This is a genomic window from Bacillus sp. S/N-304-OC-R1, assembly GCF_019749375.1.
GTDB lineage: Bacteria > Bacillota > Bacilli > Bacillales > Cytobacillaceae > Cytobacillus.
The window spans coordinates 130,464-156,341 of record NZ_JACWFE010000013.1 but is presented as its reverse complement, the minus strand read 5'-3'; the positions used below and the strand labels follow the sequence as shown (position 1 = coordinate 156,341).

Below are 25,878 nucleotides of genomic sequence, written 5' to 3'. Positions count from 1 at the left end.
CTTCCCCCTATTTTATTTCCGTTAAGAAACTTTTTCCGTATGCAGGCATTTTTACTTGGAAATTCTCCGCAACGGTTGCGCCAATGTCTGCAAAGGTTTCTCTAATTGGAAGCTCTTTTCCTTCTTTCATATTTTTCGCGTAAATTAAGAGAGGCACATACTCCCTTGTATGATCTGTACCATGATGAACCGGGTCATTCCCATGATCGGCGGTAATAATTAATAAGTCATCTTCCTGCATCTTAGCAAATACTTCAGGAAGACGGGCATCATATTCTTCTAGCGCTTTCCCATAGCCGATTGGATCACGGCGATGTCCATAAAGTGCATCAAAATCGACTAGATTTAGGAAGCTTAATCCAGTGAAGTCCATATCAAATGATTGCAATAACTTATCCATTCCGTCCATATTAGATACTGTTCTCAGAGATTCTGTTACACCTTCGCCATCAAAAATATCAGAGATCTTTCCAATGGCAATCACATCAAAACCTGAATCCTTTAATTCAGACATAACGGTGCGATTAAATGGCTTTAAGGCATAGTCATGGCGATTAGAAGTTCTTGTGAAATTACCTGGTTCACCAATAAAAGGTCTAGCGATAACACGGCCGACCATATACTTTTCATTCAAAGTTAATTCACGGGCAATTTTGCAAATACGGTATTGCTCTTCAATAGGAATAATATTTTCGTGTGCAGCTATTTGCAGAACCGAGTCCGCTGATGTATAGACAATAAGAGCCCCTGTCTTCATATGCTCTTCGCCAAGTTCTACAATAATTTCTGTACCGCTTGCAGGTATATTTCCAATTACCTTTCTCCCCGTACGAGACTCAAGCTCGGAAATTAATTCATCTGGAAATCCATCAGGGAATACTTGAAATGGAGTTTTAATATTTAGTCCCATGATCTCCCAATGTCCTGTCATTGTATCTTTTCCATTTGAAGCTTCCTGCATTTTAGTATAGAAAGCAAGCGGCTTTTCTGCTTTTTCAACCCCTTGAATTTCACGAATATTGCTAAGGCCAAGCTTTGCCATATTAGGCATTTTAAGGCCATTCATTTTTTCGGCAATATGCCCAAAAGTATCCGCACCTTTATCACCAAATTTTTCGGCATCTGGCGCTTCCCCTATACCAACAGAATCCATTACAACGACAAAAATTCGTTTATAAGCATGAGCTGACATATTAATTCCTCCTAGAATATATGTATACGGTTTCATAATTTAGAAACTTATTCTTTAATGATCATTTTCCTATCTATTTAAAGAATACCCTTTCTAATTTATGATTATCACAATTATTATTTGAATAAGTCAGAAGTCTGACATCTATATTGTACATAAGAGGAAAATAAAAGAAAAGAAAAAGCTGTCAATTATTTATGACAGCTTTCTGACTTATATGATCATATTAAGCTCTCGGATGAAACTGGCTATAAACATCTTTTAATCTAGTTTTCGTTACATGCGTATAAATTTGTGTTGTCGAAATATCCGCATGGCCAAGCATTTCCTGAACCGCACGCAAATCAGCGCCATTTTCAAGTAGATGTGTTGCAAAAGAATGCCTTAGTGTGTGGGGGGTCAATTCCTTTTCTATGCCAGCCTCTACGGAAAGCCGTTTCAATATTTTCCAAAAGCCTTGCCTTGTTAAGCGTTTTCCATGATGATTCAAGAAAAAGGCTTCATCCTGATATTTTTTTGAGACAAAACGCTTTCTTCCCTCTTGTAAATAGAGGTTCAAAGCAGCTGCTGCTGTTCTTCCAATTGGGACAATGCGCTCCTTATTTCCCTTACCAACACATCTAATAAATCCCATCGTTATATGAATATCGCCCATATTTAATCCAATTAGTTCACTTACCCGAATTCCTGTAGCATAGAGAAGCTCAAGCATTGCTTTATCGCGTATACTAAAGTGATCATTTGCCTTTGGCGAATTTAATAAAATTTCTACCTCTTGCATGTTTAACACTTTGGGCAGTGATCTTTCTATTTGCGGCGATTCAATATGTACGGAAGGGTCATGTTCAACAACTTTCTCACGAAGAAGGAATTGATGGAAAGCTCGAATGGATGCAACATGTCTTGCCATTGTTTTCGATGATTTTCCCTGATCCTTTAAAGACCCAAGAAAGTGGATGATTTGTGTACGCTGAACTTCATCTAGAGATGCTAGCTTTTCAATCTTTTTTAAATATTTTGTATAACTTTTTAAGTCTCTTTCATAAGACACAATTGTATTTTTGGCGAGACCTTTTTCAACGATTAAATAATGAATAAAATCTTTAAGCTCGTCCTCCATGATGACTCTACTCCCCATTTAGATAAAAAAGAATTAACCGATCCAACCAGTTTGATTGGCCGCTGTTATTAGTACTAGCTGAAACTTTTACAGCTGCTCCCTTTGGCTCATCATATCGATGATAATCCTGATACTCTTCATTTAACCACATAATACCATAATAAAAAAGGATTGTGCATCCCGTGAAAAGCACGAATACTTTTATCGTCTGAAATGCAATTTTTAGCCAAGATATCATATAACTTCCCCCACAAAACCTTTATAGTAAAGGGTATGCCAACTTGGACAAGAAATATACCTATAATTTAGTAGACCCGACAATGCTTGAAATAGAAAAGGAGGATGACTCAGATAGCTCTGAATGATCCTCCTTTTATTTATTCATTATTATTTTCTTCTTCTGTTACTTTATCGTGACAGCGATAGCAAATTCCATGGAAGGTTAGACGATGATCTTTAATTTTAAAGTTCCATCTTCGTTCTACTACTTCTTCAACATCCTCGAGCAAATCTTCCTGAATTTCATCAACTGCTCCACATTCAATACAAACTAAATGATGATGGAAATGTGCCGCCCCTTCTTGGCGAAGATCATAGCGAGATACCCCATCACCAAAGTTGATTTTATCGACAATTTTTAATTCTGTTAGCAATTCAAGTGTTCTATATACAGTTGCTAAGCCTATCTCAGGCGATTTTTCTTTAACTAGGAGGTAGACATCTTCTGCACTTAAATGATCCTCTTCGTGTTCTAATAATACGCGAACGGTTGCTTCGCGCTGAGGCGTCAATTTATAGCTAGATGAATGCAACTGCTTCTTAATTCTATCGATTCTGCTTTCCATTCCGAAGTCCTCCTCGCCCACTTACACATTCTCATTATAGCAGATTGAGGAGTAGATTCAAAATAAAATTATTATAATTAAGTATTTATATTGATTATTTAATAATAATCAATACATTTTAATCCGTTAGAACGAATTTATTACCGTTTTCATTAAGATAGGTGATAAAAATGCCTCAATGCCTGCTGCAACACCTATGAATAGTAGCGAAAAAACAAACGAAATTACATATCTTCCGAACAAAGGCATAATCGGCGGACCTACTTTTTTCATAAACTGCCTGCTAATCATTTTTAACGAAAAAGAGACGGCTAGCGTTGCTGAGATAATAAAGATGGGAATTATAATCAAATTTTGCGGCAGCACAGAAACGAAGGAAAGTAAGAAGCCATTCCAGCCCATTTGATTTACTAAAAATCCAACTGTAAACCCTACAACCATCCCTTTCATAAATAACAAAATAAGAATAATAGGCAAACCGATGATTGAAATACCTAAAATACACATAAAACCAATAAACTTTATGTTATGAAAAAAGCTTTGTCTGAATAAATCATTAGCTGTTGCCACTTCATCACTTGATACTTGGCCAAAAAATTGTGAAAGGTAGTAAAATAAATCTTCTTTTTGTGTAAAGCTTAAACTATTTACTACTACAGCTCCAAAGATAACCCCCATCAGAAATAAAACAGTCACAAATAAATAGATCGAGGAATGCTCGCGAAAATGGTTTGCGGCGATGTTCTGGTATATTTTTTTTCTCATTGCTCTTCCTCCTGCAATCATTCTGTTACTAAATTGTATGCTTGTTCCTTACTCATATGACAAAAATTAATAGATTATAAGTTAATAGAAAAACTTAGTTGATTTTTTGATAATTTGAATTATAATAGTCAAAATTAGTAAAAGGAGGAACATTTGAGATGAATCCAATATTGATAAATTTTCCAGACAGAATTGAAACCGAAAGACTTTATTTGCGGATTTGTATGCCTGGTGACAGTAAGTTCGTTTATGACTCGATCAAGCCTCAATCGAGGATTTAAAGCCATGGCTTCCTTTTGCAAATATTGAGCAAAGTATTGATGATGTGGAAGCGAACATTCGTCAGTCCCATGCTAAGTTCTTATTAAGGGAGGATTTCCGGATTCATATTTTTCGAAAAGAGGATGATCAGTTTATAGGCTCTACTGGTCTTCACAGAATGAATTGGAAAATCCGCAAGTTTGAAATCGGGTACTGGTGCGACTCTCGCCAGCAAAAGAAAGGCTATATAACAGAAGCCGTCACTGCTTTAATCGATTTTACGTTTAATCATTTTGAAGCAAACCGCATCGAAATTCGTTGCGATCCAAAAAATGTTAACAGCAGAAAAATCCCGGAAAAATTAGGGTTTCATATAGAGGGGATTTTAGTTAATGATGATTTAAGTACTGATGGGAAAGAACTGCGAGATACCTGTGTGTTTGCAAAAGTGCGGCGGAAAGAGAATTAATTGACATGAGAAAAAGACTGAACATGTTTGTCAGTCTTTTCTCTAGTTATTTGGATTAATCAGCGATTTTACCGTATTTTCCGCCGCCACCTGCAGCCAAACTCAATTTTCCATCGCGAGCCTTTACAATAAGCTCAGCGATTTTAGCTGGAATAGTTTCAGAGAGCTTTTCTAAAGGAACTTTATGCAATATGGCCATCTCAGTACCAAAGTGATCCAATAGCTTTTGAAGCATTTTTGGTCCAAGCCCCGGAATAAATTCAAGCGGGACTTGATGTATATAAGGAGGACGACCCTGAGGTGATTCGTGAGCTGTTTTTAATTCCGAAATTCTATCCGCTACTCCTTTAATATATTTAAGACTGCCACACTCTTTGCATTCGTGCAGTTCAGGATCAAACGAGGCAAAGCATTCTGAACAAACTGTTTGATGATATTTCCCAAGCAGCGGATCAAGTCCATAATTAGCTGTAATTTTTCGTCCTTCTTTATTTTTCAAGGCTTTCTCTAATTCAAGAAATGAAGGCTCTTCCATATGAAGAACATGATATTCCCTTGCAATTTTCTTTAAGGAATGAGCATCAGAATTCGTGAGAAACGAATAATTATGAAGCTCTCCAATTTGATCAGCCATTGCCGTATCTGCGCTTAATCCAAGTTCAATACCATCAATCAGATTTTTATCAAATACTTCCTCTAATGATTTATGAACACCTTTTCCGTATAGACTCTTAAAAGGAGTAAACACATGAGCTGGTATAAATAATCCTCCCAACTCCTTTACTTTTGATTGTAATTCACGCCCTGAAGCATAAATTCGCTGGGAGCTGAGAGTAATATTTTTGAGATGATCTGAAAGCCACGATGAGAATTCCTTCATAATCGATAAAGTCGGAAAATAGCATAAGACATGAATCGGTCCTTGACAGAGTTCATCATATATTTCGAGCTCAGAGCCTGGAATAATCGTTAAATCACCGAATTGTAAACCGCCCTCTGGATGCTCAATTACATCGCCAGTTTCCATAAGCTGAGCGATTTCGAGAATAACCTCTGGTGAATGACAATCAATGATTCCAATCATATTTAAACCTTTTTCATTTCGCGCGTGTTCAATAATGTTGGTAAACGTAAGTGATTTAGCTCCAGTAATTTTAACCGGCTTGCCTGTCATTGTTCTTCCAATATGAATATGCAAATCTGAATAATAATCTCTCATGCTACTTTTTCATCACCTTTTGCAGCTGCAAATATTGAACAGCAAATGCCGTTTTCGCATCATAGATTTTTTGATCCTTTATATATTGCTCTGCCTCTTCTAATGTCAGCTCAAGCAGGTTAACAAATTCATCTTCATCTGGTGATGCTGCGTTCTCCTTCTTTTTAATGCCTTTTGCGATATATAAATGGATAATTTCATCGGCAAATCCTGGCGATGTGTAAAAGGAGATGAGCCATTCCATCTCTTCACAGCCATAGCCCGTTTCTTCCTCAAGCTCTCTCATTGCACAATCCTTAGGATCTTCTCCTGCTTCTAGCTTGCCAGCCGGGATTTCTACAATCGTTTTTTCTAATGCTTTTCGGTACTGCTCAACCATTACAATTTTTCCATCGTCTGTTAGGGCAAGAACTGCAACTGCTCCAGGATGCTTTACTACTTCTCGCTTAGACTTATTTCCATTTGGAAGCTCTACATCTTCTACTTGAAGGCTTATGACCTTTCCTGTAAATATCTTTTCTATATTAAGTGTCTTTTCTTCTAGGCGACTCATGAATACAGTCACTCCTGTTCTATTCCGATTGAGTTTACTCATACATATTATCATACATTGATTGGGGGAGTATGATATGAAGATACATGTTCATGAGAGGGGAGTTTTACTAGTCGGGAAAGCATGGGAGATTCGACAGAAATTAAAGGAATATAGTAAAGAATATCAGTTGGTTAAAGATTGGGTGGAAATGAAAAGGAGTACACCGATAAATTCTGAAAGGCGCTGATATATCCGGAATAGCGCCGATATATTCGGAAACTCACCGATATATCTGGAAACTCGCCGATATATTCGGATACTCGCCGATATATCCGGAAACTCGCCGATATATCCGGAAACTCGCCGATATATCCGGAAACTCACCGATATATTCGGATACTCGCCGATATATTCGGAAACTCGCCGATATATCCGGAAACTTGCCGATATATCCAGAAAGTTACGTGTTTTTCTTAAGAAACCCGCATGTTTTTCAGTAAAAAGCAGAAGTTTGGTCCACCTTGGTACATTTGATAACTAAAACTTAGTTCCATACTTAAGATAGGTACATTTGTTGTGATTTATTCTTTACTTTCGTTATGATAGAAAGAAAAAGGGAAAATGAGGTTATTTTTATGAAAAAAAGACAGTTGGGAAGCTCAGATTTGTTTGTTAGTGAATTAGGGCTTGGCTGTATGTCACTTGGCACAGATTCAATGAAAGTTCAAGAAATTATTCATGCTGCTTTAGATGAAGGAATAAATTACTTCGATACAGCCGACTTATATGATTTTGGCGAAAATGAGCAGATTGTCGGGAAGGCATTAAAAAGTGTCAGAGACAAAGTGATTATAGCGACGAAAGCCGGAAATCGCTGGAACGAAAACAAAGATAGCTGGTACTGGGATCCTTCCAAAAAGCATATTAAAGAAGCAGTCAAGGCAAGTTTATCCAGACTTGGTACGGATTATATTGATTTATACCAGCTGCATGGAGGAACAATCGAAGACCCGATTGATGAAACAATTGAAGCGTTTGATGAGCTCAAAAAAGAAGGTTTGATTCGATATTATGGGATTTCATCTATTCGTCCTAATGTTATAAGAGAATATGTAAACAAATCAAATATTGTTTCTGTTATGATCCAATATAGTATGCTAGATCGCCGGCCAGAAGAGGAAGTTCTTCCTCTCTTAGAGCAGCATGGCATTTCAGCTGTGACGCGAGGTCCGCTTGCAAAAGGATTGCTTAGTGAGAAAATGCTGGAGAAAGCATCGGAGAAAGGCTATCAAGATTACAAATTGAACGAACTGCAGGAAATGATTCCACTATTGAGAGAAAAACTTTCCCATGAACGCTCCATGACAGAAATTGCGCTACAGTATAATTTAGCGAATTCAGCCGTTTCGTCAGTCATTGCTGGTGCCAGCAGCATTGCGCAAGTGAAGGAAAATGCGAAGGCTGTTCAAGGTAAGTCCCTATCTAAGGATGAGCTGTCCCTCATTCAATCAATTACAAAAGCAAATGTATATGATCAGCATAAATAATGAAAAAATCGCTTAGATTAAGCGATTTTTTCATTATTTATAGTCCTTCCAATTAAGATTACTTTCACCAAGTAATTCTTCAAAGCTTTTATTCTTTTCCCTTAAACGTCTTTCTTCTCGTTTTCTCTGTTCTTCCTCTTCAATTTTCTTATCCTCTGCTGCCTTTAATTCCTGTTTTGTATTTTTCAATTTGGCCATTAATTCCTGATTGAGCATATCTCCAAGTGTAATTGGCTGATCTTCCTTTTTAGGCTGGGAATGCTGCTTGTTTTTCTTCATCAAAATCGCCTCGTAAAATAAAATTTGTCACCAATTATATCATATTTTAGTTCTGCTAGATTAAAAACTCCAGGAATTCTATTCTGTTGCCGAAAGGATCATCCACAAAAAAGCGATTTCTTCCATCTATCGGCGGTTCTTCTTTAATTTTATAACCTTCATTTTCTAATAGGTTCCGAAGCTCCTCAAGATTTTCTACAACCAAGCCCGGATGTGCTTTTTTCGCTGGAGTAAAATCTGCTTGTACACCAATATGAATTTCTTGGTTTCCGCATTTAAACCAGCAGCCTCCTCGCTTTTGAAGATTTTCCGGTTTAGGAATTTCTTCTAAGCCAAGGATTTTGCCAAAAAATTTTCTTGCCTGCTCTTCGCATCCGCTCGGAGCCGCTAATTGAATATGATCTATACTTTTAAATCTAAATGTCATTGTATGTTCTCTCCTTTAATGAGGAAAAGCACAGTCATTTTCAACTGTGCTCATCAAAAATTAATAAGCGTCTGTCAGCACATGCTCGTCAACTTGTAGTGAAGCTTCTGTTGCTCCAATAACTTCTTCAACTGTATAGCCCTTTGCAACCTCGACAAGCTTCAGCCCAGAATCAGTAACGTCAATGACGGCACGCTCAGTGATAATTCGATCTACAACTGCTTTTCCTGTTAATGGAAGCGTGCATTGTTTAAGAATCTTGGATTCTCCGTTTTTATTCGTATGATCCATAATGACGATAATTTTACCTGCACCATGAACAAGATCCATTGCTCCGCCCATGCCCTTTATCATTTTTCCAGGAATCATCCAGTTTGCCAGATCGCCATTTTCAGAGACTTCCATTCCTCCCAAAATAGCAATATTCACATGCCCCCCACGAATCATCGCAAAAGACTCGGCACTATCAAAGTAAGCAGCACCAGGAATGGCCGTAACTGTTTCTTTTCCAGCATTTATTAAATCAGGATCCACTTCCTCTTTAACAGGGTAAGGACCGATGCCAAGCAGGCCATTCTCAGATTGAAGCACCACCTGTTTATCACCCGAAATATAGTTGGCGACAAGTGTTGGCATACCAATACCTAAATTAACATAAAAGCCATTTTCAATTTCCTTTTCAGCCCGCCGCGCAATTTTCTCACGAACTGACACTTTATCGTTACTCATGGCGATTCTCCTTCCTGTCGATTATCTTGCTAATGTGAGTCTTTCAATCCGTTTTTCTTGTTTGCCTTCTATTAGCATTTGGACATAAATACTAGGCGTATGAATAGTATTCGGATCCAGCTCACCAATTTCGCACAGATTTTCCACTTCTGCAATTGTAACTTTTCCAGCTGCAGCTACCATCGGATTAAAGTTTCTAGCTGTTTTGTGATAAACGAGATTGCCCATTTTATCACCTTTCCATGCCCTCACTAAACTGAAATCTGCAACAAGTGCCTCTTCAAGCAAATATTCCTTCCCGTTAAATAACCTAGTTTCTTTACCTTCCGCAACAGGGGTTCCTACTCCTGCAGGTGTATAAAATGCTGGAATTCCTGCACCGCCAGCACGAATTTTCTCTGCAAGTGTTCCTTGCGGCAGAAGCTCAACTTCAATTTCTCCAGCAAGAACCTGTCTTTCGAATTCCTTGTTTTCTCCTACATAGGAACCGATCATTTTCTTAATCTGCTTGTTTTTTAATAACAAACCTAAACCCCAGTCGTCTACGCCACAGTTATTTGAGATAACCGTTAAATCTTTAATACCCTTCTCGACCAAAGCTATTATTAAATTTTCTGGGATGCCGCATAGTCCGAATCCCCCAACCATAATAACTGCACCATCATGAATATCCTTTACTGCCTCATTAAAGGAAGTACTAATTTTTTTCACGCTAATCTCCCCTCTCATTTGAGAACGTTTCATTCAACCATGCTTAGGCCATCATTTAACGTGAGTATTAAACAAGCTCAACAACAGTTGCAACGCCTTGTCCTCCGCCTATACATAAGGTTGCAAGCCCTTTTTTCGCTTGGCGTTTTTTCATTTCATGGATCAATGTTACAAGGATCCTCGCACCGCTTGCCCCAATTGGATGGCCTAGTGCAATCGCTCCTCCATTTACATTCAGAATATCTTTATTAAAATTAAGCTCTCTATCTACTGCTATTGATTGTGCTGCAAATGCCTCATTTGCTTCGATCAGCTCGATTTCCTCCATGGAGACTGCAGATTTTTCAAGCACTTTTTTTACTGCATTCACAGGTCCAATTCCCATAATGCTTGGATCTACACCTGCACTTGCATTCCCTTTTATAGAAACTAAAGGCTGAATTCCTAGTTCATCTGCCTTTTGACTGCTCATTAAGATTAATACTGCTGCACCGTCATTAATTCCTGAAGCATTTCCAGCTGTCACGCTTCCTTCCTTTTTAAATGCTGGTCTTAGGGAGGCTAATTTTTCTGCTGTTGTTCCCTTTTTTGGATATTCGTCTGTGTCAAAAATGATTGGTTCGCCTTTTCTTTGCGGAATTTCGACCGGAACAATCTCATCCTTGAACTTGCCTTCCTCTATCGCGCTTGCCGCCTTAGTCTGACTTGCAGCTGCAAACTCATCCTGTTCTTCTCTCGTTAAACCATATTTATCACACAGATTCTCTGCTGTTATGCCCATATGATAATCATTAAATGCACATGTTAGACCATCAGAGATCAACGTATCTAGAAGCTGCTGATTCCCCATTTTAAAGCCATTTCGTGCATTTTTTAATATGTAAGGTGCCTGACTCATATTCTCCATTCCGCCAGCGACAACAATTTCCGCATCACCTGCTAAAATCGCCTGTGTTGCTAAATGAACAGCTTTCAGACCAGAGCCGCATACTTTATTAATCGTCATCGAGGAAACGCTTTCAGGAATACCCGCTTTGATAGCTGCTTGTCTAGCTGGGTTCTGTCCAAGCCCTGCCTGCAATACATTCCCAAGAATAACCTCATCTACCTGCTCAGGCTTTACTCCTGCTTTTTCTAGCGCTCCCTTTATTACAATTGCTCCAAGCTCAGGAGCGGATACATCTTTTAAGCTTCCATTAAAATTTCCTATCGCAGTGCGGACAGCGCTGACAATGACTACTTCTGTTTTTGACATCCTTATCATCCTTTCTTACCATCTCTTTATATTATTTTTCGAGAAATTGTGCAAAAATCCTTTAATTTTGTCAAAATTTATATAATTCTTGCTTTCAGAATTGCAATCACACTAAAATAAAGAAAAAATAGAGCATCAGGGCTAACTTAAATTGGAAACGAATACATGATCAAAGATGCTACTGTATTTATACTAAACTATGAGATTGGAGAGGGAAACATGACGCTTCATATGCCTAAAAAAGTAACAATCATCGAGGTTGGACCGCGTGATGGCCTTCAAAATGAGAAAGCATTTGTGCCGACTGATATTAAAAAGGCTTTCATCCATGGCTTAAAACAAGCAGGAATAACAGAAATGGAATTAACCTCCTTCGTATCGCCAAAATGGGTCCCGCAAATGGGAGATGCTGCGGAAATTACGTCAAACTGTCTTGATGAACATGTACGAAACATTGTACTTGCTCCTAATCGCAAAGGAATTGACAGAGTTTATTCGACAAACTGCAAGGCTGTTGCTATCTTTGTTGGTGTCAGTAATACATTTAACAAAAAAAATATAAATAAAACAACACAGGAGAGTATGGATGAGCTTACTCCGATTATTACAGAGCTTAAGGATAAGGAATATTTTGTCCGTGCCTGTATTTCAACAGCCTTCTATTGTCCATATGAGGGCAAAATCAATCCAGAGGATACAGTAAGTTTATGCCAAAAGTTTGTAGAAGCTGGTGTGGATGAATTAAGTGTTGCTGATACAATCGGTATGGCAGCACCCCATGAATCCTTTTCTCTCTTTAGCACTTTGAAAAAAGAGTTTCCGAAAGTTTTGCTGACAGCACATTTTCATGATACACGAAAGATGGCGCTGACGAATATTTTTGCGGCATTACAAGCTGGCATTGACCGTTTTGATACATCTGCTGGGGGGCTGGGCGGCTGTCCATTTGCTCCTGGAGCTGCAGGAAATGCTGCCACAGAAGATGTGGTGTATTTGCTTGATCGAATGGGAATCGAAACAAATATCGATCTGGAAAAATTAGTTCAAGCGATTAAGATTGTTGAACCTCATTTATCACGGCCGATCAATAGTTCTTATTATCAGCTTAATGCCGAACGTATTGTCAATCATGAATAAACTAGACCTTCTTTATCCATCTTATTAGGTGTAGCAATACACATTTTAAGGGGGATGCATTCATGAGCCAAAAACGTGATAAAGGCCATAGTCAAAAAGGGAAACCGAATAGTGATACTGTTAACAATGTCATTGCAGCAGAAGAATTAGAAAAAGCGATCCATCCTACAAAAAGTCAAAATTCAAAACAATGAGCCGCTCTTTAGCGGCTTTTTGCGTATTAAACAAAAAATTGGTTTTATATTTCTCTAAAATGGTAAAATAAAGAAAAAGACTGCTAGGGGGATGAACTTGAAAAGACTGCTTCGCTATGCCCGATACTTACTATCCTTCTTTCTCTTTTTGTCATCTATCGGAATTTATTTCACAAATCGACTAATGTATATGAAGAAAAAAGAGGCTCAATTTATTATTGACCGGGAAAAAGAAGCCGGACGCCTTAATCCAATTAAATATGAAAGTTTGCCAAAATCGGAAGTTCTTATTCCTTCTCCTTTTGGCTATTCACTTAAAACCGTCATTACAGAGCCCTATGAAAATAACCGCTACATCATCATTGCACATGGCGTAACTGAAAATAAAATGAATTCTATAAAATATATGAATCTTTTTTTAGAGCGCGGCTTCAATACAGTGATTTACGATCATCGCCGTCACGGAGAGTCCGGCGGTAAGACGACTAGCTTTGGGCACTATGAAAAATTCGACCTAAAAGCGATTGTTGACTGGCTCCGCAAAGAAAAAGGAGCAGATCTATTGCTTGGGATTCATGGTGAATCAATGGGAGCTGCGACAATGCTGCTGTATGCTGGCCTCTTAGAGGATGGTGCCGATTTTTATATTGCAGATTGTCCATTTTCAGATTTTAAAGAACTGCTCTCCTATCGAATAAAATCAGATATAAAATTACCGCCTGCACTAATCCTTCCTATCGCTGACTTCTTTTTACGCTTGCGGGAAAAATACTCCATTAAACAAGTTTCCCCAATCGCAGTTATTGAAAATATTCAAAAGCCAATTCTTTTTATTCACAGCGAAAAGGATGATTATATTTTGCCTTCCATGTCCCAGGATTTATATGACCGAAAAAAGGGACCCAAAAAACTTTATATTGCGTCCCATGGCGTTCACGCACAATCTTTGAACGAAAATCGTGAAGAGTATGAAAAAGCAATTGATGAGTTTTTAAATGAATTTGTTTATCCAAATGATAAATTTAAAAGGCCTGATTGTTAGGCCTTTTCTTAGCGAAATCTATTTCCATCTGTTTTTCATTTCCCCTCGCACTAGTTCATAATTACCTATTTTTATAAAATATCGGCCACTATCTTTTTCAATTATATAGGCTTTTTCAAGCTTTTCTTCTTCTCCCAAAACATTAACAAATCGAACATTATCATTTTCAACTTTTCCGTAAATGACGGGAAGGTAATTTTCCAACATACCCTTTTTGTTGTATTCATAGAATACATCCTTATATACGGTAATCCAATCGCTTTCAGCATGCTCCCAATGATTATGCCCGGCGTTTTTCCAGCCGTCCCTGGCATTACCTTTTAAAAATGCGACTGTTACTGTATCAAAAATACCGTGATTATTCTTCTGTTCCGTCAGGTATAGAAGAATGACCCCATCCTTCACCTTTTCCTTGTGAATAACTTCTTTCACATTAAATGGAATATCTTTTTCAATTACCTCTTCGATGGTTAACCTGGAGCAAGCCGATAATAACATAAGGATTACAAAGATAAGAGAAGGAATCCACCTTGAATTCACTTTTGCTCCCCTCCGTTCTTCTGCATCCTTATCATTTAATGTGCAAATTTAATAAATCATGACTAAATCTATATTTTTAGGTAAAATTAACCAATAAACCAAAATAAAAAAGCAATTACCCTTACAGTAACTGCCTTCAAATGCCTTCTACAATTTTTGCAAATTCTTCAAGATTCGTTGAATATTTAATATAAATTCTTGGTAATAAATACAATTCATTTGCGTTATTTGTTTTAGAGTATAGTTCAGGAGTAGTAGTAAGTCCAAACTGATAGTACTTCTTTACTTCTGCCACAACTTTGCTATTGAAATTTCCGTACGGATACGATAAAGCGATAACTGGCTTGCCGGTTATACTTTCAATCTTATCCTTCGACCCGTTTAGTTCAAATTCATAATTTGTTACTTTCATTAAATCTGGGTGTGTAGCAGTATGTGACTGAATGGAGAAAAAATTTGAATCAGCCATTCTTTTCAAGTCGGATGGCGATAACCGATTTGGGCGGCCAATAAAATCCGAAATGACAAAAAGTGTTCCAGCAGGTTTAAAACGTTCAGTCTCGATCTTCTGAAAGATCGTCCATGCATTCAAATTATTTTTATAGCCGTCATCAAAGGTAATGAATATAGGTTTGTTCACTTTATGAATGTCTTGCCACCGCTCAAAAGTTAATAGGGTGTAGCCATGATCTCGTAAATAAATCATTTGATCCTCAAAATTCTTTGGCGTTACATATAGCTCTTTAGAACCATGGCCCTGAAACTCGTCGATCGAATGGTATACTAATATCGGTATTTTTTGTCCTGCCATAACTTGTGAAGGAATACTTAAGATAAGAATACTTAGAAAAAACAGCGCAGTCTTTTTCATAATACCCCCGCTTTATCTATTCTTACGTTTTAGTATTCCTAAAAATAGCGTTATAAATCTTGCGATAGTCGAATCATATCTTTGCACTGTATTCCATTTTCAAAGATTTCTTCTGTATAGTCAAAATTCAAATATTTCAGAAAGTAAAAAAAGGAAACTTTATCAATAGAGAAGTAGCTCTATCAAAAGTTTCACTTTTTATGTGCTGTTTTATTGAACTGTTTTATCATAAAAACTCATTCGTGGATTTAAGTATTGATTCGGACTTTTTAATTGGAAGCAGTTTGCTTTTTCAGAGAAATCTATTTTCATGTTGTCATCGAAAAAAACTTCCTTTGACTTTTCAATATAAATACTGCCTTCATTTGTTTTGATTTCCCGATCATCTTCGTCTAGGTCACCTACTAGCCAAAGGGCGGATACTCCACATACAACACATCCACAGTTATCGGTATCGTATTTTAGCTTCAAGAAGCCGCTTTTGCCATCCATTCGCTCTCTTATTTTTGCAGCTGCTCCTTCTGTAATTGTAATGTTCATATTACCATTACCCCTTACTGTCATTATTTTCTTAATTGTACCATACTTAATATGAACTGCTTTATTTGCTTTTTGGTGCTTAACCGAATAATATGGATAGTAAATGTGGCAATTTTGAGAAAGGGTGGATAAAATGACTAAAGTAACGATTAAAGTAAATGATAACGGTTCTTACCGTATTACAGGCGATGTAGAGCTAATTGATGCAGAGGGAAATCAATTTGAAACAAAGCAGACCTTCTCGCTTTGCCGCTGTGGTATGTCTAGTAAAGCACCATTTTGCGACGGAACTCATAAAGGAAAATTTGAATCTGTCGTCCGTGCACCAAAAGCTGAAGAAGAATAAGATTTAATCACAGTTTTAAAACGGGGCTCTCAACCCCGTTTTTTCTTTTCCCTACCAACCTTTGCTGGAGCCACTGCCTGCTCTTCAGTCATTCCCCACAAAACCTCTCTATCCATTGGGCTGCTGTCATCTCCCGCACCTGGAGCAATATTTGACATAGGAAGCTGTTCAAGTTCTTTTCCTCTTGGCATTTGCATACACCTCCTCTTATTAAGTTGCTTCCAGTCAGATATTCTAGCCTTTTTATTATTTTCCATTATCCCCAATCCGATGAACCTCTTCACTCCTTTAATATTCTAATATAACAAAAGATCATTTCGATAACATTCAGTTATTTTTTCGAAATATTCTCCCAATCAATAAACATATTTGTAACCATTTCTCAAAACCTCTATATATAGACATTTAAACCTATAATTCTGTTGAAAAATTCATTATTTTTTTCAAAAAAAACTATTCAGATTCTTATGTTTCTTGTAAAATCAATTTACCACTATAATAATGTTCGAAATGAAATTATTATAGTTAACTATTTTATCTCTCAATAGATAGCGTTTACATTTATTTGTCTGCGCACATCCATACCTTATGAATGAAAGGACTGAAAGTAATGGCATTACCGCAAAAAAATAATGACGTTCTCCATGAGCACGGGGAGAATAAATTGCAAAAAGGTTTAAAAGCACGACATTTAACAATGATCTCCATTGGAGGAGCGATCGGAACCGGGCTATTTCTAGGAAGCGGTGCAGCCATTCATACAGCTGGTCCAGGCGGTGCTTTACTCGCTTACGCCTTAGTCGGTGCAATGGTTTTCTTCGTTATGACAAGTTTAGGGGAACTGTCTGCATTTATGCCGACAAGTGGTGCATTTAGTACGTATGGAACTAAATTTGTTGACCCTGCATTTGGTTTCGCTTTAGGGTGGACGTATTGGTTTAACTGGGCTATGACAATAGCAGCTGAATTAACGGCCTCAACAATGATTATGAAATTCTGGTTTCCTAATAGCCCATCCCTTTTATGGAGCTTAGGATTTTTACTTTTAATCTTCTTTTTAAATTATTTATCTGTTAAGGGATATGGGGAAGGAGAATATTGGTTCTCTTTTATTAAAGTATCTGCAGTTATCATTTTTATTATTGTTGGTCTCTTAATGATTTTTGGGATTATGGGCGGAGAAGTCATTGGATTTAAAAACTTTACCATTGATGATGCACCATTTTCAGGCGGTTTCCTTGGTGTATTTATCGTGTTCGTTGCTGCCGGTTTTTCTTTCCAAGGAACTGAAATTGTTGGTGTTGCCGCTGGTGAAAGTGAAGACCCTGCTAAAAACGTTCCAAAAGCGATTAAAAGTGTTTTCTGGAGAATTTTGCTCTTTTACGTTTTAGCGATCGCTATCATTGGACTGATTATTCCGTATACAAATCCAAATTTACAAAGTGATGATGTAATGGTGAGTCCATTCACACTTGTATTTAAGAAGGCTGGCCTTGCATTTGCCGCTTCTCTTATGAATGCTGTTATTTTAACTGCTGTTTTATCCGCAGGAAATTCAAGTCTTTATGCAGCTACACGGATGCTGTTTTCTATGGCTAAAGAAGGACAGGCTCCGAAAATTTTTGCTAAGCTTAATAAACGCGGTGTTCCTGTTGCAGCTACTATTTTAACTTGCGTGATCGGGATGCTTGCTTTCTTCTCTTCTATCTTCGGAGATGGAATAGTCTATATTTGGTTAATGAATTCGATCGGGATTACTGGCTTTATCTTCTGGCTTGGTATTTCCATCAGTCATTATCGTTTCCGTAAAGCTTTCCTTGCTCAAGGCCATTCTTTGGATGAGCTCCCATATCGGGCAAAATGGTATCCATTTGGACCGATTTTCGCGATTCTTATTGGCTTAATTGTTATTTTAGCGCAAAACTTCCAGGCATTCCTTGCTGACAAAATTGATTGGGGCAGTGTTGTTGCTGCATATATGGGCATTCCGCTTTTCCTTATCTTATGGTTCGGCTATAAATTTATTAAGAAAACGAAAGTCGTTCCTCTTGAGGAATGTGAGTTTGATTTTGATAAAAAATAATTTAGACTTGCGGACAACTTTAATTTTAAGTTGTCCGTTTTTTATATCGACTAAAAGAAAGAGCAATTTAATCCGTAAACCGCACATCTGCAATATCCGAAATGCTAATCCGATGCACCTCCTCAAAGCGATCAATAACATGCAGTTTCTGATTTATTTCGTCCCAAAAATGGATATTTCCTATAACAAGCTCATAATTTTTATAGTGATAGTGGCTAATAGCCACGACCTTTCCATACTCCATAGCCTCTGAAATGGTCTCGTTCATATTTTCCAGCATTTGCTCATCCAATTCCCGTTTTGGGTCATACCTATCTTCCTTCGTCCAGTCCCTTAATAATTTCACATGCTCCGGGAGCATCATAGATGTCCATTTTATTCTGCCACGATCCCGAATCATTACGTCCCCTCCCTTTGCATTACATTTTGTGGCCTCCGACTAATGTTGCACGATGCTTAGCAGTCCCCGCCTTTGTATAGGAAACGGCTCTCAACAGAGCACTAGCCCCGAATTTCGATCGAATATGGTCAACTGTATAGCCAAGCTCTTTCTTCCTCCAGCCATTCCGATCAAAAAGATTGAGCTGCATTTCATTATCATCAATCAGATTGCCGATAGACATAGAAATTTGCCGGACTGTTTTTCCCGAATAGAACTTATGAAACAGCTGTATACATACACGATAGATATCCATTGTTATATTTGTAGGCTCATCAATCGTTTTCGAACGGTAGAATCCTCCGCCTAATTCATCTTGGCTATAGCCGAGACCAAAGCTGATCGTTCTTCCCGCCTTCCGATGGGTACGTGCTCTTCTTGCCACTTCCTCGCACATTTCAAGGATGACTGCCTTAATTTCATGCTCTTCTTTATAATCTCTAAGTAAAATTTGGCTTTTCCCGAAACTAATTTGTCCCTCGATAATGGGTGCACCAATTTCGGACAGATCAATCCCCCAAGCATGATGGTACAGCTGGTTGCCCATAATGCCGAATTTCTTCTCTAGCTTCTCTAAATCATAATTTGCCAGCTGCCCAACTGTAAAAATCCCCATGCCATTCAGCGTCTTTTCAACTCGGCGCCCAATTCCCCACATTTCTCTTAATGGGGAAACAGGCCATAATTTCGTGCGTACATCCTCATAAGTCCACTGGGCAATCCCTGATTTCTTCGCTTCCAGATCAAGACAGAGCTTTGCCAGCAGCATATTTGGACCAATGCCAATAGCACAAGGAAGCTGAAATTCGCGCTCAATATCATCCCGTATTTTACGAGCAATCGTGGTAGCATCCCCCCAAAGCTTGACAGCTCCATCCACCTTAACAAAACTCTCATCCACACTGTACGTATGGATAGCCTCTTTCGGGACGAATCGATTAAACACACGGGTAATTTCGGTTGATACTCTTAAATAAGTGGCCATTTTCGGTTCGGCTACAATAATCCGAGGATCATTCGGCACTTCATAAAGCCTGTTTCCTGTCTTGATGCCGAACTCTTTTTTCATCTTTGGTGATGCCGCAAGAACAACACTGCCCTTCCTCTCATGATTTCCGGCCACAACAAGATAGCAGTCAAGAGGATCCAGCCCTTCCATCACAGCGGAACAGCTCGCATAAAAGCTCTTCATATCGATGCACATTATTTGATTGCTTGGGAGCATGCTGTAATCAATCATGGCCTTATCCTCCTAGAATGCAGTACTGTTAGGCAGCGAAGCTGGTTTTAAAACAAGAACACTAGTTCTTAATTATGTATACCCATTATATTAAGCGAATATACGTTCGTTTTCAATGGAAATTTAACGACTAATTTCTTAAAAAAGGGGACTTTTCCAGTGTGTCTTGTCATTTTAAAGCGTATAATCGACAAGAGGAGGCAATGAAGAATGGACAGAACCTTCATTTATAAAATGATTCAAAACTGCTTAAAGCAATACAATGATACAATTTCAATCGATAGTCCAGAATTCGAAGAAATGTATAATAAAATAAACAAGATGAAATACGAGGAAAAAGAGACTCATTTGCATGATATTGTGAATGATGTCGTTTATGGGTATATAACGAATTCACCTTATTTTTAGGTAAAAAATAGTACAAAAAAAGCAAGTGAAGAAAAAAGCAACTTTTCTTCACTTGCTCTATTATTTTTTATTAAACATATCTTTACCTAGCCGCTCAAACAATCCTGGAAACAGAGCATAAACCACACTCCCTGCATTCATCCATCGCGGCAGATTAATTTCGCGTGTCGGCGTCAGCATGGCGTCTACAATCTTTTTGGCTACATACTCAGGCTTCAGCATGAATTTTTTCACATTCTTCACATATGTTCCCTTTTCATCAGCAATTGTAAAAAAGTTCGTCTCAATCGGACCTGGATTAATAGCTGTTACAAAAATACGCTGATCAGAAAGTTCCATTCGAAGGCTGTTCGTGTACCCTAAGACAGCATGCTTTGTTGCTGAGTAAACGCTTGATTTCGGTGTGGCAATCTTTCCAGCCTGGGAAGCAATATTAATAATATGCCCGCTCCCCTGCCGCCGCATCATAGGCAAAACCATACTGGTACAAGTCATTAAGCCGACAACATTAACTGCGAACATTCCTTTAATGTCTTCAATTTTTGCATCATGTGCTTCACGGAAAATTCCGTAGCCAGCATTATTCACAAGAACATCTACACGTCCAAGCCCCTCCAAAACCTTCGAAAATACACTCTGGATCTCATCCGTGTTCGAAACATCGAGCTTATGTATATCAACATTCACATGAAAGCGGCTTTCTAAATCCTTTTTCATAGCGAGGAGCTTCTCATGACTTCGCGCAAGTAAAACAAGATTAGCACCTCTTTCCGCACAGAGTGCCGCCATAGACGCACCAATTCCACCTGACGCTCCTGTAATGATAATATTTTTATTCTTTAAACGGTCTGACATATTGCACCTCATCTTACAAATTCAAAACTAGGCAGAAAAATAAAATGACTTCCCAGCTTTATTTATTCTAATTTCACCTAATGATTCTAAATAGTCAAGCTGAGCAATAGTTTCAGAGATCGTTAGGCTAAATTCCTTTTCATATACAGACGGAAAAAGACGCTGACAAATTTGAAATACAGTGAGAGGCTCCTCTTGAAGCATTTGCTTTACATACATCGCACGATCATGCTGGCGAGCGAGCCTTTTCTCGATTAGTTCACTGCAATTATAAATATCCTCTCCGTGTCCTGAATAAACAAGCCTAATCGGGAATTGCCTTAATTTTTTTAATGACTCATTAAGCTGTACTTGCGGCTTTGGCCGCTTTGTTTCTCCATGGATTGGCGGTTCCATTAATGGATTTGGGGAAATATGCGCTAGCAGATGATCTCCGCCGATAAATACCCCATCCTTTTCCCGAAATAAACCGATTTGGCTCTGGGCATGCCCAGGAGTTTCAATCACTGTCCAGTCTGATAGCCCAGGAGGATTGTCTCCTTCCTTCAGTGTCCCTGTAAGAGAACGACTGCAGGAAAAACGGAGTGTCTTTTTAAACAAGCCAATAAAAGATAAATATTGATCAGGAATTCCGCACTTAGGAAAAAGATCATAATAAAATTCATCATGAGCCTTTAAAAATTCCTCCGTACGAAATAGCCATCTTTCATTATGGCGGTGGCCATATACAGCTAATTGGTCCGGAAAATAATCCAGGAGACCCGCATGATCGGGATGATGATGGGTAAGGACAACCTGTTCGATATCATCAGGAGATAGGCTTAAATCTTTTAACTGTGTTTTTAAAGCCTCCCAAGCCTCTTCAGTTCTAGGCCCAACGTCGATAAGAGTCAATTTCTCTCCCTTAACCACATAAATATTCACATCCCCAACAGGGAAAGGTGTAGGAATAATAAGTTTCGCTATGTCATTTTTCCATTCAGCCATATGTTCGACTCCTTTAAGGATTATTATATTTAAATAGAGTAATTTCTAATGATTCCAATATATAAACATAAGTTTACTCTTTAATCGATTAATTGTCATTATTTTCGCATAATTCTATGTATCATTAGAACAATTTAATAGTGTTTATAACATAATGGACCTCCTCCATAACATAAATTTATGTTACGAAGCTAAGAAACATAGAGAAAAACAATAGTACCACATTCGCATTTGACAGAATACACTAAAATGCCAATGAAGGAGGAGGAAGATGAAATCCGGGAAAAAGAAATTATTGCTTTACGGGGCAGGTATTCTTATTCTATTAGTTTTAATAGGAACTAGCCTATATGGATACTCAATGTATAGATCATTGACTAATACGGTGGAAACAATGCATCTCCCTATAAATAGAGAAATATCAGAAAAAAGAAGTGAAGTAATTGAATTGAGCAAAAAGGAACCATTTTCTGTCCTATTGCTTGGAGTTGACCAGCGCCCAGGTGATCGTGGCCGTTCTGATTCTATTATTGTATTGACGGTAAATCCTGAACAAAGCTCTGTCAAAATGCTCAGCATCCCAAGAGATACAAGAACAGAGATAATCGGCTACGGCACCGTTGACAAAATTAATCATGCCTTTGCATTTGGAGGAGCAGAAATGGCGATAGCCACGGCAGAAAACTTTTTAGACATCCCCATTGATTATTATGTACAAATCAATATGGAAGGCTTTATAAAATTGATTGATTCGGTTGGAGGAATAACTGTCTATAATGACTTAGATTTTTACGAAGACGGAAAGCACTTCTCGAAAGGTGAGCTTACTTTAAACGGAGAAGACGCGTTATTATTTTCCCGAATGAGGTACAATGATCCGAGAGGAGACTTTGGCCGTCAATTAAGACAGCGCCAAATCATTCAAGCCTTTCTTAAGGAAGGGGCAAGCCTCTCCTCCATTGTAAAATATAAAGAAATATTTAATGTTTTAGGAGAAAACATCAAAACGAATTTGACATTTGATGATATGGTTGATATTCAAAAACATTACCGGTCAGCAGCCAATGGAGTTGAGCAATTGTCTATTGAAGGCAGCAATAGCATTATAAACAGCATTTACTACTTTATCGTCTCTGAGGAAGAAAAGCAGCGTATTCAGGCAGAATTAAAAAAGCACTTAGAACTGTAAAAAAAACCTTTTTCTTAACGATAAAAGGTTTTTAAACAAAACATGTACAAGCTGTAAACAGGAGCCTGACTAACAAATTTTCTGTATCAGTTCCACTGAATTATTTTTCGGAGAATTCACGAGCGGAGATACTTCATGCGCCTCCATTAATTCCTGATCGATCGGCTTCAACAATTTGTCTAAATAAGCTGTATTCGTAATTGTTCGATCGAGCCAAACTCTTTCATCCTCTGGCTTTAAAATGACTGGCATACGATCATGAATGTCTTTTACGAGCTCATTTGGCGTGGTGGTAATCACAGAACAAGAAAAAATAGATGTGCCATCTGGAGACTTCCACTGTTCCCACAAACCAGCCATAGCAAATAGCTCATCTGACTTTAACTTAATTCTCATCGGTGTCTTTGTATTATCATCATGTCTTTTCCATTCGTAGAAGCTGTCTGCAATGATTAAACAACGTCTATTCTTATAAGCCTGACGAAAACTAGGTTTTTCATGTAATGTTTCGGCTCTGGCATTGATCATCTTATAGCCGATTTTTTCATCTTTGGCCCAGGATGGTATTAACCCCCATCGCAAAAATCCTAAACGGTTTTTGCTGCCATCATTAATAACCGATAATACAGATTGTGAAGGTGCTACATTATAGCTCGGAGAAAATAAATCTTCTTCAATAAATTGTTCGATCTGAAACCGATCAATAATTTGTTCGAAAGAAGCAGTTAAGGTAAAACGGCCGCACATAAAATCACCTTTTGAATTAGTTTTGAATATTTTACCAACAAAAAACTATATAATCAAACAGATTCCTGCCAAGCTTCCCTGTGAATAAAACCCTTATATACGATAACAGCATTGCCTTCAAGAGATATTTCATTAAACATTTCTTCCGTAAACTGAAAAGAGACCTTAAGGGTTCCTCCCAGAGTTTCTAAATAGACAGGCGATTCTATTAAGTTTAATAATTTTGCAATGAGAGCAGAAGCTGTTGCTCCTGATCCGCAAGCAAGGGTTTCTTCCTCAACTCCCCTTTCATAGGTTCTAATTTTCATATGGTGACGATCCAGTACTTCAATACAGTTTACGTTCGTTCCAGATGGAAATAGGTCAGTCCTTTTCCTGATCATTCTTCCCCAATCATGAAAGGATTGGATATTCATTCGTTCAAATGCATCTTGTAGCCAGACTGAATGGGGAACCCCTACATATGCATAGTGATACGTTTCATTTTGTCCGTTATAATCAAATATTTGATGAAGAGAAACGCTACTGCTTTTAATTGCTGGGAAGTTAATCTGCACCTGGTTCCCTAGTATAGAAGCTTTGTAGATGCCGTTCATAGTTTCAAAGATCATTTCCTTATCCGCTATACCAAGCTGATAGGCAAACCTGCAAAGACATCTTGCTCCATTACCGCACATCTCTCCTTCGCTTCCATCTGCATTAAAATAGCGCATTTTAAAATTGGCTACTGCAGAGTTTTCGAGAAGCATAAGACCGTCTGCGCCAATACTGTATCTCCTTTTGCAAACCATTGATACAAACTCTGTCACGGGGATGTCATCCATGATGCGGTCCCGGTTATCGATGACAATAAAATCATTGCAGCAGCCATGCATTTTAGTAAAAGGAATATCAAGCATTACGATCCTCCCTGAACTTTTATCATAACATACTGAAATATCAGAATATTTATTACAAAAAAAGATTAACAACTTACCTCCTAAAGGCAAATCGCCCCTCCTTTTTTTACCTTCTTTCTAACATTTCTTTTTTTTTTACCGCAAGCCATGGTCTTCCTTCTTCCCACCGAATACTAACCGGGGTTTTAAAGGCTTCAGTTAATATTTCATCTGTCAAGACTTCCAATTTAGAGCCAGCCGCAATGATTTTGCCATCACGAAGAAGCAGTGCATGTGTAATTTCTTCCACAAGCTCCTCAATATGATGAGAAACATAGATTAAATGACAATTGTTTTTCACAATATCCTTTATCAAACCGAGGACCTCTTCCCGAGATAGGATGTCTAAGCCTGTACAAGGTTCATCCAAAATTAATATTTTCGGATTAGCCATTAATGCTCTTGCTATCAGGACTCTTCTCTTCTCACCTTGTGATAAAAGACGGAAGTGCTTCCCTTTTAAGTATTCTAGACGGAGGCTGCATAGCAATGATTCAGCTTTTTCTACATCCTCACTAGTAACATCTTCGTACAAACCGATAGATGCAAACTTCCCACTTAAAATAATGTCTTCTGCAGCTTCATAGTTTAAGCTATTAGAGAACCGGTCCAATGAGCTGCTGACAAATCCTATTTCTCTGCGCAGCTCTGGTAAATTCGTCTTTCCGAACACATTTCCAAGAACCGCTACTTCTCCCGCTGTAGGAAATTGGTAGCCCGATACGATATTTAGCAGAGAGGTTTTTCCCGATCCATTTAATCCGAAGATGGCCCAATGCTGATTCTGGTCCATTTCCCAATTTAAATTGCTTAAGATTTCTTCTCCGCTGCGGCGCCATGAAACATTTTTAAATGAAACGATATTCCCCACTTATATAAACCTCACTCTCTCCCAAAGTCAGAATCTTTTTATTTATTGACAATAGCATAATCTGAATTTGATTTAAATAGGTAAGAATGATAAAAAC

General features: G+C 38.0%; 33 protein-coding genes. 10 read left to right on the top strand and 23 right to left on the bottom strand.

What is annotated here, in order from left to right; genetic code table 11:
• Nucleotides 1-7 precede the first annotated feature (7 nt).
• The 5 genes from deoB to spoIIM form a co-directional block, all read right to left on the bottom strand.
• Nucleotides 8-1,192 carry a phosphopentomutase gene (gene deoB / locus H0173_RS11365; protein ID WP_221846637.1) on the bottom strand — a complete coding sequence of 395 codons (1,185 nt, stop codon included), beginning with the start codon at nt 1,190-1,192 and terminating at the stop codon, nt 8-10.
• A gap of 226 nt (nt 1,193-1,418) precedes the next feature.
• Nucleotides 1,419-2,312 (bottom strand): site-specific tyrosine recombinase XerD, encoded by an 894-nt coding sequence (gene xerD, locus H0173_RS11360; RefSeq protein ID WP_221846636.1) that lies wholly within the window; start codon nt 2,310-2,312, stop codon nt 1,419-1,421.
• Nucleotides 2,313-2,319: 7 nt separating this feature from the next.
• A complete protein-coding gene (locus H0173_RS11355) occupies nt 2,320-2,550 on the bottom strand; it encodes a YqzK family protein (RefSeq protein WP_221846635.1) in 231 nt (76 codons plus the stop codon).
• A gap of 139 nt (nt 2,551-2,689) precedes the next feature.
• On the bottom strand, nt 2,690-3,157 hold the full coding sequence (gene fur, locus H0173_RS11350) for a ferric iron uptake transcriptional regulator (RefSeq protein WP_221846634.1): 468 nt from the start codon (nt 3,155-3,157) through the stop codon (nt 2,690-2,692).
• A 126-nt stretch (nt 3,158-3,283) separates the two neighbouring features.
• Nucleotides 3,284-3,922, bottom strand: a complete 639-nt coding sequence (gene spoIIM / locus H0173_RS11345) for a stage II sporulation protein M (RefSeq protein ID WP_221846633.1) — start codon at nt 3,920-3,922, stop codon at nt 3,284-3,286.
• 325 nt (nt 3,923-4,247) lie between these two features.
• Here spoIIM and H0173_RS11340 point away from each other — a divergent pair, with 325 nt between their 5' ends.
• Nucleotides 4,248-4,652, top strand: a complete 405-nt coding sequence (locus H0173_RS11340) for a GNAT family N-acetyltransferase (protein WP_313770631.1) — start codon at nt 4,248-4,250, stop codon at nt 4,650-4,652.
• A gap of 55 nt (nt 4,653-4,707) precedes the next feature.
• Here H0173_RS11340 and H0173_RS11335 read toward each other — a convergent pair whose 3' ends face one another.
• A complete protein-coding gene (locus H0173_RS11335) occupies nt 4,708-5,871 on the bottom strand; it encodes an endonuclease Q family protein (RefSeq protein ID WP_221846632.1) in 1,164 nt (387 codons plus the stop codon).
• Between the two features lies 1 nt (nt 5,872).
• The gene (locus H0173_RS11330; RefSeq protein WP_221846631.1) at nt 5,873-6,424 is read right to left on the bottom strand and encodes an NUDIX hydrolase; all 552 of its coding nucleotides are present in this window, start codon (nt 6,422-6,424) and stop codon (nt 5,873-5,875) included.
• 76 nt (nt 6,425-6,500) lie between these two features.
• Between H0173_RS11330 and mciZ the strand changes: the two genes are divergently transcribed.
• Both mciZ and H0173_RS11320 read left to right on the top strand, forming a co-directional pair.
• Nucleotides 6,501-6,653, top strand: coding sequence for a Z-ring formation inhibitor MciZ (gene mciZ / locus H0173_RS11325; protein ID WP_221846630.1), 153 nt, complete (start codon nt 6,501-6,503; stop codon nt 6,651-6,653).
• A gap of 388 nt (nt 6,654-7,041) precedes the next feature.
• Nucleotides 7,042-7,953: an aldo/keto reductase gene (locus tag H0173_RS11320; RefSeq protein ID WP_221846629.1), complete on the top strand. Its 912-nt coding sequence runs from the start codon at nt 7,042-7,044 to the stop codon at nt 7,951-7,953.
• 33 nt (nt 7,954-7,986) lie between these two features.
• On the opposite strand, the gene H0173_RS11315 is transcribed toward H0173_RS11320, so the two are convergent.
• The 5 genes from H0173_RS11315 to H0173_RS11295 all read right to left on the bottom strand — a co-directional run bounded on the left by H0173_RS11315 (nt 7,987) and on the right by H0173_RS11295 (nt 11,354).
• Complete coding sequence (locus tag H0173_RS11315) at nt 7,987-8,232, bottom strand: YqkE family protein (protein ID WP_221846628.1); 246 nt, start codon at nt 8,230-8,232, stop codon at nt 7,987-7,989.
• Nucleotides 8,233-8,287: 55 nt separating this feature from the next.
• Complete coding sequence (locus H0173_RS11310; RefSeq protein ID WP_221846627.1) at nt 8,288-8,659, bottom strand: VOC family protein; 372 nt, start codon at nt 8,657-8,659, stop codon at nt 8,288-8,290.
• A gap of 60 nt (nt 8,660-8,719) precedes the next feature.
• Nucleotides 8,720-9,388, bottom strand: coding sequence for a CoA transferase subunit B (locus H0173_RS11305; RefSeq protein ID WP_221846626.1), 669 nt, complete (start codon nt 9,386-9,388; stop codon nt 8,720-8,722).
• A gap of 21 nt (nt 9,389-9,409) precedes the next feature.
• Complete coding sequence (locus H0173_RS11300; protein WP_221846625.1) at nt 9,410-10,099, bottom strand: CoA transferase subunit A; 690 nt, start codon at nt 10,097-10,099, stop codon at nt 9,410-9,412.
• A 67-nt stretch (nt 10,100-10,166) separates the two neighbouring features.
• The gene (locus H0173_RS11295; protein ID WP_221846624.1) at nt 10,167-11,354 is read right to left on the bottom strand and encodes an acetyl-CoA C-acetyltransferase; all 1,188 of its coding nucleotides are present in this window, start codon (nt 11,352-11,354) and stop codon (nt 10,167-10,169) included.
• 219 nt (nt 11,355-11,573) lie between these two features.
• Between H0173_RS11295 and H0173_RS11290 the strand changes: the two genes are divergently transcribed.
• The 3 genes from H0173_RS11290 (at nt 11,574) to H0173_RS11285 (ending at nt 13,727) form a co-directional block, all read left to right on the top strand.
• Nucleotides 11,574-12,491, top strand: coding sequence for a hydroxymethylglutaryl-CoA lyase (locus H0173_RS11290; protein ID WP_221846623.1), 918 nt, complete (start codon nt 11,574-11,576; stop codon nt 12,489-12,491).
• Between the two features lie 62 nt (nt 12,492-12,553).
• Entirely contained in the window at nt 12,554-12,685 is a 132-nt protein-coding gene (locus tag H0173_RS22280; protein ID WP_260631145.1) for a hypothetical protein, read from the top strand.
• A gap of 106 nt (nt 12,686-12,791) precedes the next feature.
• Nucleotides 12,792-13,727 (top strand): alpha/beta hydrolase, encoded by a 936-nt coding sequence (locus H0173_RS11285; protein ID WP_221846860.1) that lies wholly within the window; start codon nt 12,792-12,794, stop codon nt 13,725-13,727.
• An 18-nt stretch (nt 13,728-13,745) separates the two neighbouring features.
• On the opposite strand, the gene H0173_RS11280 is transcribed toward H0173_RS11285, so the two are convergent.
• The 3 genes from H0173_RS11280 to H0173_RS11270 all read right to left on the bottom strand — a co-directional run bounded on the left by H0173_RS11280 (nt 13,746) and on the right by H0173_RS11270 (nt 15,678).
• Nucleotides 13,746-14,267, bottom strand: coding sequence for a hypothetical protein (locus tag H0173_RS11280; RefSeq protein WP_260631144.1), 522 nt, complete (start codon nt 14,265-14,267; stop codon nt 13,746-13,748).
• 136 nt (nt 14,268-14,403) lie between these two features.
• On the bottom strand, nt 14,404-15,138 hold the full coding sequence (locus H0173_RS11275) for a polysaccharide deacetylase family protein (protein ID WP_221846622.1): 735 nt from the start codon (nt 15,136-15,138) through the stop codon (nt 14,404-14,406).
• A gap of 210 nt (nt 15,139-15,348) precedes the next feature.
• On the bottom strand, nt 15,349-15,678 hold the full coding sequence (locus H0173_RS11270; RefSeq protein ID WP_221846621.1) for an iron-sulfur cluster biosynthesis family protein: 330 nt from the start codon (nt 15,676-15,678) through the stop codon (nt 15,349-15,351).
• Nucleotides 15,679-15,811: 133 nt separating this feature from the next.
• Between H0173_RS11270 and H0173_RS11265 the strand changes: the two genes are divergently transcribed.
• Complete coding sequence (locus tag H0173_RS11265) at nt 15,812-16,024, top strand: CDGSH iron-sulfur domain-containing protein (RefSeq protein ID WP_221846620.1); 213 nt, start codon at nt 15,812-15,814, stop codon at nt 16,022-16,024.
• Nucleotides 16,025-16,053: 29 nt separating this feature from the next.
• Here the strand turns inward: H0173_RS11265 and H0173_RS11260 are convergent, their stop codons facing one another.
• Entirely contained in the window at nt 16,054-16,215 is a 162-nt protein-coding gene (locus H0173_RS11260) for a hypothetical protein (protein WP_221846619.1), read from the bottom strand.
• 419 nt (nt 16,216-16,634) lie between these two features.
• Between H0173_RS11260 and H0173_RS11255 the strand changes: the two genes are divergently transcribed.
• Nucleotides 16,635-18,107, top strand: a complete 1,473-nt coding sequence (locus H0173_RS11255) for an amino acid permease (protein ID WP_221846618.1) — start codon at nt 16,635-16,637, stop codon at nt 18,105-18,107.
• 67 nt (nt 18,108-18,174) lie between these two features.
• Here H0173_RS11255 and H0173_RS11250 read toward each other — a convergent pair whose 3' ends face one another.
• Both H0173_RS11250 and H0173_RS11245 read right to left on the bottom strand, forming a co-directional pair.
• Nucleotides 18,175-18,507, bottom strand: a complete 333-nt coding sequence (locus H0173_RS11250; RefSeq protein WP_221846617.1) for a YolD-like family protein — start codon at nt 18,505-18,507, stop codon at nt 18,175-18,177.
• A gap of 19 nt (nt 18,508-18,526) precedes the next feature.
• Nucleotides 18,527-19,786 (bottom strand): Y-family DNA polymerase, encoded by a 1,260-nt coding sequence (locus H0173_RS11245; RefSeq protein WP_221846616.1) that lies wholly within the window; start codon nt 19,784-19,786, stop codon nt 18,527-18,529.
• Nucleotides 19,787-19,996: 210 nt separating this feature from the next.
• Here H0173_RS11245 and H0173_RS11240 point away from each other — a divergent pair, with 210 nt between their 5' ends.
• The gene (locus H0173_RS11240; protein ID WP_221846615.1) at nt 19,997-20,194 is read left to right on the top strand and encodes a YqzH family protein; all 198 of its coding nucleotides are present in this window, start codon (nt 19,997-19,999) and stop codon (nt 20,192-20,194) included.
• Nucleotides 20,195-20,254: 60 nt separating this feature from the next.
• Here H0173_RS11240 and H0173_RS11235 read toward each other — a convergent pair whose 3' ends face one another.
• Entirely contained in the window at nt 20,255-21,049 is a 795-nt protein-coding gene (locus tag H0173_RS11235; RefSeq protein ID WP_221846614.1) for an SDR family NAD(P)-dependent oxidoreductase, read from the bottom strand.
• Between the two features lie 27 nt (nt 21,050-21,076).
• Entirely contained in the window at nt 21,077-22,036 is a 960-nt protein-coding gene (locus H0173_RS11230) for an MBL fold metallo-hydrolase (protein ID WP_221846613.1), read from the bottom strand.
• Nucleotides 22,037-22,307: 271 nt separating this feature from the next.
• Here H0173_RS11230 and H0173_RS11225 point away from each other — a divergent pair, with 271 nt between their 5' ends.
• Nucleotides 22,308-23,225 carry an LCP family glycopolymer transferase gene (locus H0173_RS11225; protein WP_221846612.1) on the top strand — a complete coding sequence of 306 codons (918 nt, stop codon included), beginning with the start codon at nt 22,308-22,310 and terminating at the stop codon, nt 23,223-23,225.
• A 69-nt stretch (nt 23,226-23,294) separates the two neighbouring features.
• Here H0173_RS11225 and H0173_RS11220 read toward each other — a convergent pair whose 3' ends face one another.
• The 3 genes from H0173_RS11220 to H0173_RS11210 form a co-directional block, all read right to left on the bottom strand.
• Nucleotides 23,295-23,972 carry an SOS response-associated peptidase gene (locus tag H0173_RS11220; protein ID WP_221846611.1) on the bottom strand — a complete coding sequence of 226 codons (678 nt, stop codon included), beginning with the start codon at nt 23,970-23,972 and terminating at the stop codon, nt 23,295-23,297.
• 53 nt (nt 23,973-24,025) lie between these two features.
• Complete coding sequence (gene dapF, locus H0173_RS11215; protein WP_221846610.1) at nt 24,026-24,871, bottom strand: diaminopimelate epimerase; 846 nt, start codon at nt 24,869-24,871, stop codon at nt 24,026-24,028.
• 106 nt (nt 24,872-24,977) lie between these two features.
• Nucleotides 24,978-25,781 carry an ABC transporter ATP-binding protein gene (locus H0173_RS11210; protein ID WP_221846609.1) on the bottom strand — a complete coding sequence of 268 codons (804 nt, stop codon included), beginning with the start codon at nt 25,779-25,781 and terminating at the stop codon, nt 24,978-24,980.
• Nucleotides 25,782-25,878: the final 97 nt, after the last annotated feature.

Excerpts from the sequence above, each read along its gene's own strand:
- deoB (WP_221846637.1), bottom strand. The coding sequence starts at position 1,192 with ATGTCAGCTCATGCTTATAAACGAATTTTTGTCGTTGTAATGGATTCT.
- xerD (WP_221846636.1), bottom strand. The coding sequence starts at position 2,312 with ATGGAGGACGAGCTTAAAGATTTTATTCATTATTTAATCGTTGAAAAA.
- H0173_RS11355 (WP_221846635.1), bottom strand. The coding sequence starts at position 2,550 with ATGATATCTTGGCTAAAAATTGCATTTCAGACGATAAAAGTATTCGTG.
- fur (WP_221846634.1), bottom strand. The coding sequence starts at position 3,157 with ATGGAAAGCAGAATCGATAGAATTAAGAAGCAGTTGCATTCATCTAGC.
- spoIIM (WP_221846633.1), bottom strand. The coding sequence starts at position 3,922 with ATGAGAAAAAAAATATACCAGAACATCGCCGCAAACCATTTTCGCGAG.
- H0173_RS11335 (WP_221846632.1), bottom strand. The coding sequence starts at position 5,871 with ATGAGAGATTATTATTCAGATTTGCATATTCATATTGGAAGAACAATG.
- H0173_RS11330 (WP_221846631.1), bottom strand. The coding sequence starts at position 6,424 with ATGAGTCGCCTAGAAGAAAAGACACTTAATATAGAAAAGATATTTACA.
- mciZ (WP_221846630.1), top strand. The coding sequence starts at position 6,501 with ATGAAGATACATGTTCATGAGAGGGGAGTTTTACTAGTCGGGAAAGCA.
- H0173_RS11320 (WP_221846629.1), top strand. The coding sequence starts at position 7,042 with ATGAAAAAAAGACAGTTGGGAAGCTCAGATTTGTTTGTTAGTGAATTA.
- H0173_RS11315 (WP_221846628.1), bottom strand. The coding sequence starts at position 8,232 with ATGAAGAAAAACAAGCAGCATTCCCAGCCTAAAAAGGAAGATCAGCCA.
- H0173_RS11310 (WP_221846627.1), bottom strand. The coding sequence starts at position 8,659 with ATGACATTTAGATTTAAAAGTATAGATCATATTCAATTAGCGGCTCCG.
- H0173_RS11305 (WP_221846626.1), bottom strand. The coding sequence starts at position 9,388 with ATGAGTAACGATAAAGTGTCAGTTCGTGAGAAAATTGCGCGGCGGGCT.
- H0173_RS11295 (WP_221846624.1), bottom strand. The coding sequence starts at position 11,354 with ATGTCAAAAACAGAAGTAGTCATTGTCAGCGCTGTCCGCACTGCGATA.
- H0173_RS11290 (WP_221846623.1), top strand. The coding sequence starts at position 11,574 with ATGACGCTTCATATGCCTAAAAAAGTAACAATCATCGAGGTTGGACCG.
- H0173_RS22280 (WP_260631145.1), top strand. The coding sequence starts at position 12,554 with ATGAGCCAAAAACGTGATAAAGGCCATAGTCAAAAAGGGAAACCGAAT.
- H0173_RS11275 (WP_221846622.1), bottom strand. The coding sequence starts at position 15,138 with ATGAAAAAGACTGCGCTGTTTTTTCTAAGTATTCTTATCTTAAGTATT.
- H0173_RS11270 (WP_221846621.1), bottom strand. The coding sequence starts at position 15,678 with ATGAACATTACAATTACAGAAGGAGCAGCTGCAAAAATAAGAGAGCGA.
- H0173_RS11265 (WP_221846620.1), top strand. The coding sequence starts at position 15,812 with ATGACTAAAGTAACGATTAAAGTAAATGATAACGGTTCTTACCGTATT.
- H0173_RS11260 (WP_221846619.1), bottom strand. The coding sequence starts at position 16,215 with ATGCCAAGAGGAAAAGAACTTGAACAGCTTCCTATGTCAAATATTGCT.
- H0173_RS11255 (WP_221846618.1), top strand. The coding sequence starts at position 16,635 with ATGGCATTACCGCAAAAAAATAATGACGTTCTCCATGAGCACGGGGAG.
- H0173_RS11250 (WP_221846617.1), bottom strand. The coding sequence starts at position 18,507 with ATGATTCGGGATCGTGGCAGAATAAAATGGACATCTATGATGCTCCCG.
- H0173_RS11245 (WP_221846616.1), bottom strand. The coding sequence starts at position 19,786 with ATGATTGATTACAGCATGCTCCCAAGCAATCAAATAATGTGCATCGAT.
- H0173_RS11240 (WP_221846615.1), top strand. The coding sequence starts at position 19,997 with ATGGACAGAACCTTCATTTATAAAATGATTCAAAACTGCTTAAAGCAA.
- H0173_RS11235 (WP_221846614.1), bottom strand. The coding sequence starts at position 21,049 with ATGTCAGACCGTTTAAAGAATAAAAATATTATCATTACAGGAGCGTCA.
- H0173_RS11230 (WP_221846613.1), bottom strand. The coding sequence starts at position 22,036 with ATGGCTGAATGGAAAAATGACATAGCGAAACTTATTATTCCTACACCT.
- H0173_RS11225 (WP_221846612.1), top strand. The coding sequence starts at position 22,308 with ATGAAATCCGGGAAAAAGAAATTATTGCTTTACGGGGCAGGTATTCTT.
- H0173_RS11220 (WP_221846611.1), bottom strand. The coding sequence starts at position 23,972 with ATGTGCGGCCGTTTTACCTTAACTGCTTCTTTCGAACAAATTATTGAT.
- dapF (WP_221846610.1), bottom strand. The coding sequence starts at position 24,871 with ATGCTTGATATTCCTTTTACTAAAATGCATGGCTGCTGCAATGATTTT.